The sequence below is a fragment of the Flagellimonas sp. 2504JD4-2 genome (assembly GCF_053642935.1).
In genome coordinates, this window is sequence record NZ_JBSIOV010000005.1 from 103,958 (window position 1) to 119,731 (window position 15,774).

Consider the following 15,774-nt stretch of genomic DNA (forward strand, 5'->3'; position numbering starts at 1 on the left):
CCTAATCAGTTTTCTGGGGTTCCCGCATCAATCCACTCCTCGAATAAATCAATGGTTGATTGTGGCAGTCGACCTGCAGGAGGCATTGCCCTTGTTTCACCAGTCTGTCTGCTAATCGCAGTGAGTATGGTATTTGCCCTACTACTTACATCACTGAAAGTCGTCAATGAAAAAGGAGCTCCGTTTGCTGTTGGAGAACCGTGGCAACCTAAACAGTTGCTGCCTATAACGGCACTAATAGGGCTCTCGTAGGTAACTGCTCCATTTCCTGGATTGTCATCGGTTACTAAATCATCCTCACTTTCACTGGAGCAACTTGCAATCATTGCAAAAGCAACCAAAGTGGAGAAGAGCATCAAACTTTTTTTCATAATGTTGGATTTGTTAAGTTAATGGCGGTAAAGCCAATCGAATTTGATAAATCAAAGCAATCGAAAATCTCTTTCGTACACCTATAAAATGTGCGTGAAGGGGAAATATCGGCCTTGATGAGGAATATTCTAGGTTAAAAGGAATATCCGGGTTTGAATCATTTATCAATTCGTTGATAAGGTTTTGTGGGATTGTAAAATCATTATATATTCGGAGAAAACAGGGATAATCTCCATGCGAAAAGACAGACTCTATTTCTTAACTTTTGTCACTATAGCCATCATATATACGGTTATCGCAAGTATTGCCCTGCACTATATCAACAGGTCAGAAACTATCACTTTACTGGAAACCTGTTTAGAGTTCAGTAAGAACGAAACCAAGACTTTTGCCACCCTGGTAAGTCATCAAATGAGCACTGGTATTGGAAAGGAAGCTGTCATCCAAAATGTGCAACAAAGTCTTGAAGAAACGGATTTGGATATTGGATATTTAAGTATTCTGGATTGGTCAGGGGAGATAGTATGCCATCCTGATATTAGAAGGGTAGGAGAGCAAGCTGGTGCAACAAAGTCCTTTGTTTCATCAGTTACGGATGAGCTTACCACAGAAAGCTTTTACACGCAGTTGAAGACGAGGTTGAAGGAAATGGAAAATGCCGGACCCGACAACCTTGTTAGCCCATCAGAAGTGATTCATATGCACTCGGTTGCCGGTACCGATTGGATTGTGGCCGCTCATATTGGACTGGGCAAAATTTCCATAAAACTTGACGAAATGAGGAACCGGTTCTTTTTCATTTTTATGGTTATGGGGCTTTTGGTAGCGCTTACCTACGTGGCCGCGGTGCGATTCCTTGGAAGTGCCTATGAAAAACGATTAGAGCTAAAAAACAGACAATTGGAAGATGAAGTGTTCAATCTTTCAAAATTGAACCGAGCTGTTGGGGATTATCAGCAGCGTGTCCATGATTCGGCAACGGTAGAATCGGAAGATACTCCTTCCAAAAGACGTATTCTTACTTATCTGCGGGATGAATTGCTCCCCATCCCTATTGAAGAGATAGCACATATTTATACGGAAAACACCATTACCTACGTAGTGTGTTTTGATGGCAAGCGCTCCACATCCAACTCAAGTCTGGAGGAGCTTTCTTCTCAGTTGGACAGCGCCCACTTTTTCAGGGCCAACAGGCAATTCATTATTGCGATATCGAGCATTGATAAAATTGTCCGCTACGGAAACAATCAATTAAAAATATTGGTGACGCCCAAACCTGATGCGAATATCATCATTAGCAAAAACAAAGCGGCCGAGTTTAAACAGTGGTTGAATCTGTAGATTTCCACCCGTTTTATTGCCCTAATTCCCTTACTTCAAAACCAATCAGTTCACTATTTTCAAAAATTGGGGTTACCTCAATGGGATTACAGCATACCTCACAATCCTCCACATAAGTCTGTTTTGCGATTGAATTATCCAGAAGGAAAGAAATCTCCTCCCAACAATAGGGACATTGGAAAAAATGCTCATGCATGGGTTAAAACTCCACATTCAATAACTGTCCGCTCACCTGCAACATTTGAAGTTCTGCAAGTTTTGCGCTGTACTTGGCCTGACTTTGTGCCAATTCTGCATTCAACAAATTCAACTGTGCCTGTCTAAATTCTATGGAGGTTATCTGGCCCAACTTATACCTTTCGTCGGTGCGGCTAAAATTGTCCTGATTGGTTTGAAGGTTCTTTTCCTGTACCTCCAAAACATACAAGGCGTTGGTATAGCTATCCCAAGCATTTCTTATATCACGCTCAACCTCCAATTCTATCTGTTTTTTAAGCAGCTCTTGGTTCTCATAGCCAATTTTAACGTTCTTGATGCCCGTAATTCCCCGGCCACCATCGAAAAGATTCCAAGATAGGTTGACGGCCCCGGTCAATCCAGTAGACGTATTTTGAATCAAGAATGCCAGCGGGCTATTGTTATTGGATTCGTTCCATCCGTAAGTCCCTGTAAGGCCAATAGTTGGCAAGAAAACACTTTTGGCAGCCTTTACATTGTAGTTTAAAATGTTCATGTCCTTTTCTGCCAATTGCAACCTGATGTTGTTCAATTTTGCATCGTTATGCATATTTTCCATCTCCAATCCGGGAACAAAATTTACCGTTGTATCCGCTGTAAATTGTGCCGCAAGATCTTGATTGAGCACAAGGTTTAAATCACGCATCGTATTGCGCAACTGCTGACGGGAGTTCAAAAGATTTATACTGTCGGTATTGATATCCACCTCGGCATTCAACACATCAAGTCCTGTATTTTGACCATATTCAAACTGATATCTAGCCCTTTTTAACCTGTCCTTTGAAATCTCCAGAGCTTGTTCCAAATTTTTGGTGTTCTCTGTGAGGCGTGCCGCTTCATAATAAACTGTGAACAGCTGTAAAATGGTATTTTCAATGGTCTGACGAACCTCCAATTCTGATTCTTGGGAACGTTCTTGAAAGCTTTTATAGCTGTAATAGCGGTTTAATCCATCAAAAAGGGTGTAATTAACATTTACAGCTGCATTATAACGCCTGGTTTCCACCCCATCGGCAGTCCTTGAATCCCCACTGGCCAACTGTCCTTCTGTATTTTGTTTATCAATGCTTCCTCCTGCATTGGCGGTTACTGTAGGTAGATAGCCCGAATTTAAGATACTGGCATTGTTTTCATCTATTTTTCGGGTGTTCTTCGCAACTTGAATCCCTAAATTATGCTCCAAGGCCAAAGCAATGGCCTCTTCCTTTGTGAGCATTTTCTCCTGGGCTTGCGCAGTATGTATTTGAACCAGTAAAAAAAGGGATAGGGTATAAAAAATACTTTTCATTCTATTGTTTCTTCTAGCACTTGTGAAGATTCTTCTTTCAGTTCGCCGTTGCCTGAACTACCATTAAGCTGATGGGCTCCTTCTTCCAACATATGTTGTTCTTCGTTTTGTTCCTTAATAGCGCGTTCCACCTCTTCACGAGTGGTTTTTTCACCCGTCCATGCCCTTTTGGCCAATACTTTCACATTATTTCCGAAGGAAAGGAACAATGGTAGCATCAATAGGGTAAGTACGGTTGCAAATCCAATTCCGTACGCAATGGAAATCGCCATGGGTTTTAAAAATTGGGCTTGTCTACTCTTTTCCAAAAGCAAAGGGGCCAAACCGGCAATCGTGGTAATCGAGGTTAAAAATATCGCTCTAAAACGGGAACGACCTGCTTCATATAAGGCTTCATTGAATTCAAGTCCGTTTCTCAAGTTGATATTGAACTTACCTATAAGCACGAGACCATCGTTTACCATAATCCCAATCAAAGCAATGATTCCCAACATCGATAAAATATTGATGGGAAATCCATGGAACCAATGTCCCCAAGCTACCGCTGTGAGACTAAAAGGCACCAATAATATCAGCAACAAGGGTTGACTAAAGCTCCTGAAAGTAAAGGCTATGGTCACATAAATCAAGAACAAAACGGAAAGGCCGACAAAGGTCAATGAATCCAAGAGCTTGTTCGCTTCCCTATTTTGACCTTCATAAGACGGGGTTATTGATGGATATTTGGATTGAATATCGGGCATCACCTCATCTTTTGCCCATGCCATCGCATCAGTACCACTTGTGGTGGTGGGATCCGTTAAATCGGATGACACTTGTATTTCCCGTTGACTATCCAGGTGGTTGATGGCTACATCGCCACGTTCAATAGTATAGCTGGCAATCTCTTTTAGCGGAATTCGCTCTCCATTGGGTGCTAAAATGCGCATTTCATCTAAATCCGCTATGGAAGATCGGTTTTTGCGGTCATAGCGGACCCAAACGCGAATTTCATCCTGACCACGTTGAAAGCGTTGTGCTTGGGCTCCAAAAAATCCAGCCCTTACTTGATTCATCACAGTTCGGAGATCAAGACCCAATAAATATGCATTTTCCTTGAGTTCCAATCGAATTTCCTTGATTCCGGCAGGGTCATTGTCGGCAACATCCTTTAACAGTGCATTGTTCAACATAGCCGTTTTCAATTCAGCCTTGGCGGCTTTTAATTCGGCAATGTTGTTTCCTAAAAGTGATATTGAAACGGGATCTCCTCCAAAATTTCCACCAGACCCGTAAATCAAACTTTCCACTCCGATTACAGGACCAACTAGTTCTCGTAACCTGCCTGTCACCAAATCCGCCACAATAGCATCGGGACGTTCCTCCCCTGGCAACAAATTGATCACCAAGGTAGCCGCAGAGGACCCAGGGCCTACATTTTTAAGCATGTTTTGGAAAAGAACTTTATCCGTACCCTTCAAATACTCCTCAGTCAATTCTTGATTCACGATTTGGGCCTTGTCCTGAATCATGCTGATAATGGAATCCGTTACTTTTTCGTTGGTTCCATTGGGCATTTGCAATTCGACCGCAATTCGGTCACTAGCAATTCTTGGAAAAAAAGATGTTCTGATGATTCCTCCTCCAATTGACCCAAAAGTCAAGGCCAAAGCCATAAAAAATAGCGCAAATGTCAGGAGTTTGTATTCCAATGTAAACCGCAAAACCGGACTATAAATTTTGTCCCGCATCCAACCCATGGCCTGGTCTCCCATTTTGTTGATGACCCTAAGTTTGGCAAAAGCTTGTGCGATGCTGGATTTTGGCCCTTCTTTTTGAGGCCGTAGGGCCTTGGAATGTGCCAAGTGGGCAGGTAGAATAATCAATGCTTCTACCAAGGATACCAACAAGGTCAACATTACAATTACCGAAACTTCCCCAAAGAAATCCCCAATTCTTCCATCCAAAAACAAGAAGATGGAAAAAGCCAAAATAGTGGTGATAATTGCTGAAAGAATGGGTGGAATTACTTCCATAGTACCATCAATAGCAGCATTTATAGGGCTTTTCCCTTTTTCATAATGTTGATAGATGTTTTCTGCAATTACAATTCCGTCATCCACCAAAATCCCGATAACAATGATCATCCCGAACAGCGACAGTACATTAATGGTCACATTAAGCATTGGGGCAAAAATGAACATCCCCAAAAATGCAACTGGGAGACCAAAGGCCACCCAAAATGCCAATCTAGTATTTAGAAACAGTGAAAGGAACAAAAGCACCAATATCATTCCCACAATGGCATTTTCTGTAAGCAAATCGGTACGTTGGGTCAATGTTTTTGAAAGATCCCGTACGACATCCAAATGGATGTTGGTGTACTTTTGATTGAACTCCTTGATGTATTCCTTTACATTTTCCGCTGAGCCAATCAAATCTTCCGTATTGGTACTCGTTACGGTTACGGTAACTGACAAGCCTCCATTGTAATAGGATGCATTGGGTGTTTCAGAGAAACGATCACGAATTGTAGCAACATCCTTTAATCGAATTGTTCTACCGCTGGCATCTGCCCTAACAATAACATTGGAAAGTTCATCGCCATAATAGGAGCGGTTATTCGCGCGAATCAAATATTCTTCGGAATCTGTTTTGATATTTCCTCCGGTGACCAAAATGTTTACATTGGAAACAGCTTGAGCCACCTCATTAAAAGAAATATTGTAGGCCAACAAACTGTTTTCATCTACGGCAATCTCGATTTCCTCATCGGGATACCCTGAAATATCTATTTGTGAAATGCCATCTATAGCCCTGAGATCGTTCTCTATTTGACGGCCAATTTCCTTTAATGTAGCCAAAGGAATGTTTTCTCCGCTTACCGCAAAACTAATGGTAGGACGAACCGGCTCTAATTTTGAAACTACCAAGGGTTCCATTCCTGTTGGAAAGGTCGGTACCCTATCCACCGCATTTTTCACTTCCAACAGCATAAAGTCGATATCCCTCCCTTTTTCAATCTCAACATTGATAGACCCACTGTTTTCCCTTGAAGTGGAGGTGACACGTTCAACACCTTGCAGACCTTTTAAATTATCCTCAATCTTGAGAATAATACCTTCCTCAACTTCTTGAGGAGAAGCTCCGGGGTAGGTTACGCTGATCAAGACATTTTTGGAACCTACCAAAGGGAAAAAAGAAGATTTCAATGAAAATGCCCCAACCAGACCAAAAATGAAAAATGCGATGATGATCACGTTCACCGCAACATGGTATTTTATAAAATAGGAAATGACCTTTCTCACGACTTGGCTCTTTTGGATTTTGTACTGTCAAAAACCTTGACCAACATGCCTTCATAGGCTCCTGTCATAACCCTAGTCACGATTACTTCACTATCCGGGACATTCTTTAAGACCACCTTTTTATCCGTAAAGTACACCGGTTTAACATCAATGATGTCAAGTATGGAATCGCGCACCACGAAAATCTTGTTGTTCTCAAGTAGCAGGGAACGATCAATCTCAATTGCATTTGGCTCATCCCTTGCCTCGAGATTAGCTTCGAGATATTGCCCTTCTTTTAACTCATCGTTGCTTACTTCAATAAAAACCGTAATGGTCTGTGAGTTTTGGTCAACCCTTCCATTCACCCGGGCCACTTTTCCCATATAGTTTTGGCTTTTGTCCAAATTGGACAATTCCACCTGCTTTCCAACCTTTAAAAAATCACCAAAAGTCTTACTTACGGAAACTTCAAGCTCATATACACCGGTATTGATGTATTCCCCTAATTTCTGGCCAGATCGTATCAAAGTACCCTCGGTAACCAATGCGTCAGTTAAAACGCCTGTAAATGGAGCGGTAATGGTATATTTTGATAAGCGCTGCTCCAAGTTTTTCACGTTGTAATAGCTACTGATCACCCCTCTTCCCGAAATAAAGAATTTCTCTTTCTCGGAGTCCATCTCCGGTAGTTTGGGGGTTGTTTTGTTTAAATCGAAGCTATTGAGATATGCCTGCCACTTGGGATAAACTTCTGGGTAATCCAATCGCAAGTCTGGCATTATAGAGGTCAACAAATTGTACAGATTGCTTTTGGACGATTGGACACTGGCGTAATACTCATTGGCGTCTATCCGAATCAAGGTTTGGCCTGTGCTGTATTCCTGCCCTGTTCGGAACAATTTGCTGCCCGACCTAAAGACACCTTGGACTTCGGCAAATAGTTCCACCCTTCTTTTTGCCTTCAGATTACCGTTGGCCGGAATAACAATGGGTACAATACCGTTCTGCACGGTATCAACAAAAACAGTTTTAACAACCTTTTGAGCTTGTGGTCTTCTATTTTTTTTGCTTCCGGCAATCAGTCCTGCAAAATATACCGACCCGAAAATAATGAGCCCGCCCACAACGACGGAAATAATCAACTTACGCATGTGTTGGTGTGAATTAGCTTTGCAAAGCTATTAGCTGTTGCAGCTGTATTAGGTTAAAGATTTCATAAATTGTATTGCAGAAGTGCGGTTCTAGGGCATAAAAAAAGGGGATACACGCCTGTATCCCCAAACCAAACAAACTAAAGTATAACTAACTACTCATTATCGTCATCATCTTCAAATTTTGTATCCGCCATGCGGGTACGTTGAAGCTGTATATCATTAAATCTTGGATTCAAGGATTTTTCATCTGTATCAAAGACCAAAAATTGGTTGGTATCCATTTGTTTGAGCCCTGTATAGGAATCAAACCGATTATTTTGAATCTGCAGTATTTTAAGGCTTGCCAACTGACTAAATTCTGCCGGAATTTCTCCTCCCAACTGATTGTTGGCCAGTACCAGCTCTTTTAATTCGCCCAAATTGCCCATTTCTTCAGGGATGGACCCCTCAAGATTATTTTCAAAAAGCCCTAGGGCTTCCAATTTTGTTAGGTTTCCAATGGAGTTTGGAATAATCCCCTTTAGATTATTGCTCGAAAGGTTGAGTTCCCTAAGGTTACTCAACTCCCCAAACGTTGGGGGAATGGAGCCGTTCAGAAAATTATTGAACATGGAAAACACCTCTAATTCTTGAAGTTGGCCAATTCCTAGGGGCAAAGAACCTTTGATACGATTCATCTCAAGTCTTAAGACCCTCAGGTTTTTAAGTTTTACGATATCCTTAGGTAAAACCCCAGTTATACTGTTAAATGCCAAGTTCAGGTGGGTAAGGTATCTGAGCCTTCCAATACTTTCAGGCAATGTTCCTTCCAGATTGTTTCTAAAAAGGTTTAGACCAACCACATGTCCGTCCTTCAACTTTACTCCCTTCCATGTACTTACTGAGGCATTCAAATCCCATGGGGTGCTCCAATCCGTCCCATTCGTACTATTGAATAGATCAATTAGGGCATTCTTTTCCTTCTGCGCAATCTCATCATTGGAGAACGCAACGGCAGGAATAAAAAACAACAACATGTAAATTACAATCTGTCGCATAGGAGGCTGATATATTCAGTTTATAAGAATTTACCTACAAATTAACAATAGAATGCGAGCTGCTACAAATTAAATAGGTGTAATAGGGAAATTTTGTTGTAAACAGACCTAAAACTGTGGTATAACTTTGTTTTTAAGGTCTAACCCAGGGATTCTAGGTCTTGGGAGAGCTTCTCCCATTCTTCCATTAGGCCTTCCAATTCGTCCTTTTTTCCTTGGTAAGCATCAAAAAATCCGGGTTCTGAAATGGTTGCATCATAATCCATGAGCATTTGGTGGTCAATGTCGGCAATATCCTTTTCCAGTTGGGAAATCTTCTTCTCGACCCCACTCAATTTGTTCTTAAGGGATTTGATTTTCTTTTGCGTCTGATAATCATTTTGCTTAGGGTTGGCTTCCGTCTTAGGTTGACTCTTTTTTTCGCCTTTTTCAATTTTTCGAAAATCCTCCGCCTTGCGCTGTTCCAGATAAAAATCGATATCCCCTAAATATTCTTTAATGTTTCCATCCTTGAACTCATACACCCTATCGGTCAATCCTTGTAGAAAATCCCTGTCGTGTGACACTAAAATCAATGTTCCTTCAAACTTTTGCAACGCTTGCTTCAATACATTTTTAGATTTGATATCAAGATGGTTGGTAGGCTCATCCATCACCAATACATTGAAGGGCTGCAATAGCATTTTTGCCAATGCCAAACGGTTCCGTTCACCTCCTGACAGGACTTTCACATACTTCTCGACTTCATCTCCCCGAAACAAAAAGGACCCAAGGATATCTCTTACCTTACTCCTATTACTTTCGTTGGCAGAATCTATCATGGTATCCAAAATGGTCTTGCTTCCATCCAAATATTCGGCCTGGTTTTGGGCAAAATATCCTATCTGTACATTATGACCTGTTTTCAGTTTTCCCGTGTGGTCAAGCTCCCCCACCATGATTTTGGCCAAGGTGGTTTTTCCTTGTCCGTTTTGACCCACAAAGGCAGTCTTACTTCCGCGTTCGACCAGTAAATCAATCCCCGAAAGCACCTGTTTTTCGCCATAACTTTTGGAGAGATCTTCAAGTTCTGCTATTACCTTACCCGGGGTAATGGAGACCGGAAATCGAACATTCATTACACTGTTGTCCTCCTCATCGACCTCTATACGCTCAATTTTATCCAGTTTTTTGATCAACGATTGTGCCATGGAGGCCTTGGAAGCCTTTGCACGAAATTTCTCGATTAGCTTCTCGGTCTGCTGAATCTGCTTTTCTTGATTCTTCTGGGCATTCAATTGCTGCTCTTTGATCTCTCTACGATGTGTCAAGAACTTGGAATAGGGCTTATTGTAGTCATAAATACGTCCTAGCGAGATTTCAATGGTCCTATTGGTCACATTGTCCAAAAACATCTTATCGTGCGATACGATCACAACAGCTCCGGAATAATTTTTAAGGAATTGCTCCAACCAAATTATGGATTCGATATCCAAGTGGTTGGTAGGCTCATCCAAAAGCAACACATCATTGTTTTGCAGCAGGAGTTTGGCCAATTCAATACGCATTCTCCAACCCCCGGAGAAGGTATCTGTGAGTTTGTTGAAGTCGTTCCTTTTGAAACCCAGCCCTAACAACACTTTCTCGGTATCCCCTTGGTAATTGTATCCCCCGAGAATTTCATATCTGTGCGTGATATCGGCCAAATCTACCATCAACTGATTGTACGACTCACTCTCATAATCTGTGCGCTCGGCCAGTTCTTGGTTGATTTCTTCAAGCTTTAGCTCCAGCGATTTGATTTCTTGAAAAGCTTGGTAGGATTCTTCCAAAACCGTTCGTCCATATTCAAAATCAATATCCTGTTTTAGGAATCCAATTTTGATGTCTTTTTCCGTGGCAATGGTTCCTGAATCTGGAGCCATTTCCTTGGAAAGCAATTTGAGTAAGGTAGATTTCCCGGCACCGTTCTTTCCAATAAGCCCAACGCGGTCACCTCCGTTTAACCGGAATGCGATTTCCTCAAAAAGATACTCTCCACCGAAGGAAACCGAAAGGTTATGAATATTTAGCATTTTATATGGGCATATTTTCTGCACACAAGTGCATGAATCCGTAATTTTGCATAAAATCGCTGCAAATGTTAAAAAAAGGAAACAAACTCTACAGTATTTTAACAGGAAGTTGTCCTAAATGTCATCAGGAAAGCATGTACCAGAACACCAATCCTTATGCCATTTCCCAATTATTTAAAATGCACGAACGTTGCTCCCATTGTGACACAAAATACAAGATCGAGCCTTCATTTTTCTATGGCTCCATGTACGTAAGCTATGCTGTGGGGATTGCTTTCGCGTCTGCGGCTTTTGTAATCGCATTTTTGATCTTGGGAGCCTCATTGGTCAATACTTTTATTGCCATTGTTTTGACCCTGATCGTTTTCTTGCCGGTTATCATCCGTCTATCACGAAATATTTGGATCAATTTCTTCTTTAAGTACGAACCTGAGGTAAACGGTCAGTTGGAATAGTATTTTTTAGTAAATCTCTCGATATTTATTTCTGAATCGAGGTCGGTTCCATTTTCAATATAATTGAACAATTGTGCCGAAGCGTAGGGAGCGATCATCACTCCTCTAGATCCAAAACCATTCAACACAAACAAGTTCTTATATTTTGGATGTTGGCCAACCAACGGTCTTCTATCAACTACGGTCGGTCTGATTCCAGCTACATGGCCCACAACTTCAAAATCACATTTCAGGAAAGTTTTGAGCTTTTCCAATAATTCCGTTTTGGCTTCTTCAGTAGGCTCATTGGTCTTGTCCTTCCATTTGTAGGTGGCCCCAATTAGATATAAATCCTCTTCCAAAGGAATACTGAAAACAGATGATTTTATCACATGGGTCTCCTTATAATCAGGCGCCTTTATGGTTAAAAGCTCTCCTTTTGTTCCATTTAAGGGCAGATAACCGAAAAAAGGGTTGTTTTTAAGCCCATAGCCAGCTGCAAAAACAACTCGCTTGGCTTTTATCGATTTATAGGAAACATGGCCATTAGAGGTCTCCAAACAGGCAAAATCCAAAGTTTCTTTTTGCAAAAACCCTTTTTGGCCCAAATATTCGACATAGGAAGTCAATAAAGTCTTGGTATCTATTCGACCCGTGTACTTTACCTCCCCATATCCGAAAGGAGCGTCTATTGCCGGATTCTGATTTTTGATAAGCTGGGTGGACAAAAAATAATCAAGCCCTGGTCGGTCGGCCGCCTCGAACCAGGTATTCTGTTCCTCAATGGAGGCAAATCTTCTCAGGACTGGAATTTTATGGTCCAACTTGACCCGTAATTTCTTTTCCAAGTGTTGATAAAATGGGATTGCCATCTCCATTTGCTCCTTGGCGTTCCAGGACATGGTAAACCGCTTTAAAATAACCGGATTGTAAAGTCCACCAGCTACCAATGAAGCTTGTTGGGAATCATCGGAAATCACCCTGTAGGTTTTTCCTTGGCTTTCCAGTTTTTCGCAAAAGGAAATACCGGCCAACCCCAATCCAACAATCAAATAATCGTACATGCTGCAAAAGTAGGAATCTCGAGTGGATGCTAAATATAGTTCGTTGGCCTATTTATGGATTGACACAAATTACACCAATTGACACGAATATTGGGTGGTGGGTGTCGCGCCAGTTGATTGATAGGTATTGTTTATTTGTTTTCCAGCCTTGCCTGACCGCTGAAGCTTTTGCGGCACGCGGTCGCAGGAATGATAGCCTATTATAAAGAACGCCGCTCAATTGAGCGGCGTCTGTATGATTTGAATTGGAATTTTTATCTATGGACTAGTATGCCCACATATCTTGTTCCCTGTCTCGGATAACCTCTTTGATTCTTTTGGCCTCCAATAGTTGGAACAAGGCATTGTCGAAAACGTAGTCGTCAATCTCACGGTCTCCGTGAACATTGTCTTCCTTATAGATCACTCCGTTGAAACGACGAGCGTTCAACAGCATGTCATAGGAAATTGGTCGGGCTGAATTACGTTGGTTATACACCTTCGCATCGTGCAGAATTTGTCGTGCGGCTGGATACCAGACCCAAAACAATTCTACTTTATTCTCTCCCGGATCTACGGATTCGTCATCGATAAAGTTGACGTCAGGAGCAACAGGGGCTATACCCAACAGCCTATATTTCAATTCTCCTTGACGCTTATCGAAATACCAGATTCCCTTTATACGATATTCCTCAATATCAGCTGCATTCAAATCTCTTTGGTTGATAAACTCCGCAGAAATCTGCTCTCCAGCATTCAATTGCTCATATCCAAGGTCGGTGGTATCGACTTTACTCAATGTAGCGGTCAAATCTTCAAATCTTCGCTTTTCAGTGAAGTATGAATCCGTATACACCTCGGTCAGCTTTCCATTTTTGATGTTCTTCATCAAAACATGGTACAATGACCTTCTGTCCGCTCCAATACCTATGGTATCGGTTGGATAGTATAACGGAAAATTAACACGCTCGTCCAAGTCAACTACTTCCCATACAGTTTTGGACCAAAGGATATCCCTATCATCCACATAACCATATTTTAGGGGAGCGTCGTTGTCTTGCTCTATTTGAGCTTCAGTCTTTACACCTATATCCTGTGGCAATTTGGCGTTCAAAATGTTCGCCTGGGCCATTATTGATACGGGCAATAAGCTTAAAGCTCCAATTAAAAATGCATTTTTCCAATTCATGATTTACTAACTTCTATACTTTATTAGTTTGTAAGCTCCACAACAACAGGGGATACTTTCTTCAACTTGTAAGTTCTGTTGTTAGTGATATAAGCTTGTATATCGAATACCTGAACAGCATCACCCCTTCTTGCTCTTTTAAGGGCAGATTTAGCTTGACTGTTCAACTTGTTTCCTTTTACTACGATGGTAGGCTGACCTGGCACCTTGAACTTAAATCCGTTAACGGCTAGGTTCAAGTCAAAATCAAAGTCTTCCAACATCGCACCAACTGTGGAAATTTCAAGGTTTCTTCTTGGCATTTTAACACTACCTGCTTCACCACGAATGGTACCTCCAGGTCTAGGAATATCCTTGATACGGAAGGTTGCTGGTGTGCTGATTCTTGTTCCATCTGGCAAAACACCGGAAGCACTGATCGTAACTTCCCTTCCTTTTCCTGGATTCATCACATACTTGCTTCCAGCTCTTCTGGATAGACCAGGTGCAGAGGCAGTAACTTTGTTGTCAGGAATACCAGGGATGGAAATGGTCATCGGGTTAGATACACCACGATAAACCACATTCATCTTATCAGCTGCGATTACAGCGGAATTAGGTTTGTTGATTGTAGAGAAGGTATTCTTCACCTCAACAGGTACTTCGTTACCATCCTGCATATAGATCAATTCACCTTTAAGTTCATGATCTCCTGCAGCACCCGCGCTGATTAACAGCTTTACACCACCAGCTTCCAATTCATAATCTCTTCCTTCTTTCAATTCTCTACCGTCCAAAGTCAAATTTGCTTTTTCAGGCTTGGCCGTCTTGTCGGTTTTTCCAACAACGATACTACCTTGGAATTTTTCCCCGGAATAGAAAACTGATTTTTCTTGCTCTAAAAGCGTAGAAAAGTTTTTCAACGAAACTGCTTCTGTCAAATTACCTTCCAAAAGTCCTTTAAGTACTTCTTGTTCGGTAGACTTGATATCGGCCTGCAATTGGGTAACCTTGGTCAAAGATGCCACTAAAGGATATCCTTCAAAGTGATAGTTCATCCAATCCACTTTTACCTGATCACGAAGTCTGGTAACTTTACCATCCTTGTCCCCGGTTTCAAATCGGGTTTGAACCGCACTTTTAATCTCTCCCATATTCTTCGGAAGAGCAGCGGAGATTTTTTCCCTATACTCATTCAATTTTGATAAGAACTCTTGACCTTCCGGCTTCAAGTTATCTCCTTTAAAGAATAGGTTGTCCAAATAATCAGACTTGTCCATAACAACATAGTTGTTCGGGTCTTCCTGATCTTTCAACATTCCCTCTTTCAATTTGTTCAAGTACTCATAGTACTCCTGGGAAAGTTGTTTTACGGTCTGAGCTTTTTCGAATAACGGACCATACTTAAGGTTATCCTCAGAAGCTTTGGTTTCCAAACCTTCAAAGTAAGCCAAGTTATTAGCGTCCGCTTTTTCGTTGGAAGTCTCCAGCTTAGCATTCATCAATCCGAATGCGGCCAGTACTTCCTTGCTCATATTTAACGCCAACATCGCGATGAAGATCAAGTACATAAGGTTGATCATCTTCTGACGTGGTGATTGTTTTCCTGATGCCATGTTTTTCTCTAATTAGAATTAATAATTAATTTGATCTGGGTTTCTTGTTGGTATATTAATTAAACCCTAATTAGTTTTTGCTCATGGCAGATAGCATACCACCATAAACTCCGTTCAATGAAGAAAGGTTAGTTGCCAAAGATTCCATTTGCTCTTTAAGAGCACCTGCGTTCTGAACCACCTCTTCGTTGATAGAAGCTTGACGGCTAGCACTTTCCAATTGTACTTTATACAAGCTGTTCAAAGACTCCATCTGAGCAGCAGCATGAGACAACTCTTCTGAGTACTTCTTAGTGTGCTGGATAGCATCAGAAGTAGGGGCAATACCTTTGGCTGCTCCTTCAAAGTTCTTGATGCTCTCACCCAAACTTGTGAAAAGTTCAGAATCGATGTTAGCCTCTTTCAATAGGTCATCCAATTTTCTGGAAAGAAGACCCTCAGCTTCTTTAGCTTGCTTAGCGTCATTCTTGTTTCCTTTAGATTGACCATTGGCCAATTCTGGATAAACCAAAGACCAATCGTACTCATCATCTACTGGTTCAAATGCAGAGATAGCGAAGATCAATGCTTCGGTAATAAGTCCTACTGCAAGTAGCAATCCACCGGTCAGTGGTCCGAACTCCCAGTGAAGGATTTTAAATAGTGCACCAATAATTACTACTGATGCTCCAAGCCCGTAGGCCATGTTAAACAGCTTTTTTGTTGATTTTGACTGTGCCATAATTCTAGTTTTAATTAAGTTATATAAATAAGTATTTGGT

The 15,774-nt window shown here is 41.4% G+C and carries 13 protein-coding genes; 2 read left to right on the forward strand and 11 right to left on the reverse strand.

Features of this window, described 5'->3' with window-relative positions:
• Window positions 1-5 precede the first annotated feature (5 nt).
• Window positions 6-371, reverse strand: coding sequence for a hypothetical protein (locus ACULLH_RS17375; RefSeq protein WP_454090028.1), 366 nt, complete (start codon window positions 369-371; stop codon window positions 6-8).
• 235 nt (window positions 372-606) lie between these two features.
• Between ACULLH_RS17375 and ACULLH_RS17380 the strand changes: the two genes are divergently transcribed.
• Window positions 607-1,713, forward strand: coding sequence for a LytR/AlgR family response regulator transcription factor (locus ACULLH_RS17380; RefSeq protein ID WP_454090029.1), 1,107 nt, complete (start codon window positions 607-609; stop codon window positions 1,711-1,713).
• A gap of 13 nt (window positions 1,714-1,726) precedes the next feature.
• Here ACULLH_RS17380 and ACULLH_RS17385 read toward each other — a convergent pair whose 3' ends face one another.
• The 6 genes from ACULLH_RS17385 to ACULLH_RS17410 form a co-directional block, all read right to left on the reverse strand.
• A complete protein-coding gene (locus ACULLH_RS17385; protein WP_454090030.1) occupies window positions 1,727-1,909 on the reverse strand; it encodes a CPXCG motif-containing cysteine-rich protein in 183 nt (60 codons plus the stop codon).
• Between the two features lie 3 nt (window positions 1,910-1,912).
• Window positions 1,913-3,238 (reverse strand): TolC family protein, encoded by a 1,326-nt coding sequence (locus tag ACULLH_RS17390; RefSeq protein WP_454090031.1) that lies wholly within the window; start codon window positions 3,236-3,238, stop codon window positions 1,913-1,915.
• On the reverse strand, window positions 3,235-6,525 hold the full coding sequence (locus ACULLH_RS17395) for an efflux RND transporter permease subunit (RefSeq protein ID WP_454090032.1): 3,291 nt from the start codon (window positions 6,523-6,525) through the stop codon (window positions 3,235-3,237). The genes ACULLH_RS17390 and ACULLH_RS17395 overlap by 4 nt, the downstream gene beginning before the upstream one ends.
• Entirely contained in the window at window positions 6,522-7,658 is a 1,137-nt protein-coding gene (locus ACULLH_RS17400) for an efflux RND transporter periplasmic adaptor subunit (protein WP_454090033.1), read from the reverse strand. Before ACULLH_RS17400 ends, ACULLH_RS17395 begins: the two co-directional genes overlap by 4 nt.
• A 155-nt stretch (window positions 7,659-7,813) precedes the next feature.
• Entirely contained in the window at window positions 7,814-8,698 is an 885-nt protein-coding gene (locus ACULLH_RS17405; protein WP_454090034.1) for a leucine-rich repeat domain-containing protein, read from the reverse strand.
• Window positions 8,699-8,838: 140 nt separating this feature from the next.
• The gene (locus ACULLH_RS17410; RefSeq protein WP_454090035.1) at window positions 8,839-10,752 is read right to left on the reverse strand and encodes an ABC-F family ATP-binding cassette domain-containing protein; all 1,914 of its coding nucleotides are present in this window, start codon (window positions 10,750-10,752) and stop codon (window positions 8,839-8,841) included.
• A gap of 65 nt (window positions 10,753-10,817) precedes the next feature.
• On the opposite strand from ACULLH_RS17410, the gene ACULLH_RS17415 reads away from it, so the two are divergent.
• A complete protein-coding gene (locus tag ACULLH_RS17415) occupies window positions 10,818-11,207 on the forward strand; it encodes a DUF983 domain-containing protein (protein WP_454090036.1) in 390 nt (129 codons plus the stop codon).
• On the opposite strand, the gene ACULLH_RS17420 is transcribed toward ACULLH_RS17415, so the two are convergent.
• From ACULLH_RS17420 to porL, 4 genes are all read right to left on the reverse strand, one after another.
• Window positions 11,195-12,250, reverse strand: coding sequence for an NAD(P)/FAD-dependent oxidoreductase (locus ACULLH_RS17420; protein WP_454090037.1), 1,056 nt, complete (start codon window positions 12,248-12,250; stop codon window positions 11,195-11,197). The two genes, ACULLH_RS17415 and ACULLH_RS17420, sit on opposite strands and share 13 nt — an antisense overlap.
• A gap of 265 nt (window positions 12,251-12,515) precedes the next feature.
• Window positions 12,516-13,418 carry a type IX secretion system ring protein PorN/GldN gene (gene porN / locus ACULLH_RS17425; protein WP_454090038.1) on the reverse strand — a complete coding sequence of 301 codons (903 nt, stop codon included), beginning with the start codon at window positions 13,416-13,418 and terminating at the stop codon, window positions 12,516-12,518.
• A gap of 23 nt (window positions 13,419-13,441) precedes the next feature.
• Window positions 13,442-15,013 carry a type IX secretion system motor protein PorM/GldM gene (porM, locus tag ACULLH_RS17430; protein ID WP_454090039.1) on the reverse strand — a complete coding sequence of 524 codons (1,572 nt, stop codon included), beginning with the start codon at window positions 15,011-15,013 and terminating at the stop codon, window positions 13,442-13,444.
• Between the two features lie 70 nt (window positions 15,014-15,083).
• The gene (gene porL, locus ACULLH_RS17435) at window positions 15,084-15,734 is read right to left on the reverse strand and encodes a type IX secretion system motor protein PorL/GldL (RefSeq protein ID WP_454090040.1); all 651 of its coding nucleotides are present in this window, start codon (window positions 15,732-15,734) and stop codon (window positions 15,084-15,086) included.
• Window positions 15,735-15,774 lie beyond the last annotated feature (40 nt).

Excerpts from the sequence above, each read along its gene's own strand:
- ACULLH_RS17375 (WP_454090028.1), bottom strand. The coding sequence starts at position 371 with ATGAAAAAAAGTTTGATGCTCTTCTCCACTTTGGTTGCTTTTGCAATG.
- ACULLH_RS17380 (WP_454090029.1), top strand. The coding sequence starts at position 607 with ATGCGAAAAGACAGACTCTATTTCTTAACTTTTGTCACTATAGCCATC.
- ACULLH_RS17385 (WP_454090030.1), bottom strand. The coding sequence starts at position 1,909 with ATGCATGAGCATTTTTTCCAATGTCCCTATTGTTGGGAGGAGATTTCT.
- ACULLH_RS17390 (WP_454090031.1), bottom strand. The coding sequence starts at position 3,238 with ATGAAAAGTATTTTTTATACCCTATCCCTTTTTTTACTGGTTCAAATA.
- ACULLH_RS17400 (WP_454090033.1), bottom strand. The coding sequence starts at position 7,658 with ATGCGTAAGTTGATTATTTCCGTCGTTGTGGGCGGGCTCATTATTTTC.
- ACULLH_RS17405 (WP_454090034.1), bottom strand. The coding sequence starts at position 8,698 with ATGCGACAGATTGTAATTTACATGTTGTTGTTTTTTATTCCTGCCGTT.
- ACULLH_RS17410 (WP_454090035.1), bottom strand. The coding sequence starts at position 10,752 with ATGCTAAATATTCATAACCTTTCGGTTTCCTTCGGTGGAGAGTATCTT.
- ACULLH_RS17415 (WP_454090036.1), top strand. The coding sequence starts at position 10,818 with ATGTTAAAAAAAGGAAACAAACTCTACAGTATTTTAACAGGAAGTTGT.
- ACULLH_RS17420 (WP_454090037.1), bottom strand. The coding sequence starts at position 12,250 with ATGTACGATTATTTGATTGTTGGATTGGGGTTGGCCGGTATTTCCTTT.
- porN (WP_454090038.1), bottom strand. The coding sequence starts at position 13,418 with ATGAATTGGAAAAATGCATTTTTAATTGGAGCTTTAAGCTTATTGCCC.
- porM (WP_454090039.1), bottom strand. The coding sequence starts at position 15,013 with ATGGCATCAGGAAAACAATCACCACGTCAGAAGATGATCAACCTTATG.
- porL (WP_454090040.1), bottom strand. The coding sequence starts at position 15,734 with ATGGCACAGTCAAAATCAACAAAAAAGCTGTTTAACATGGCCTACGGG.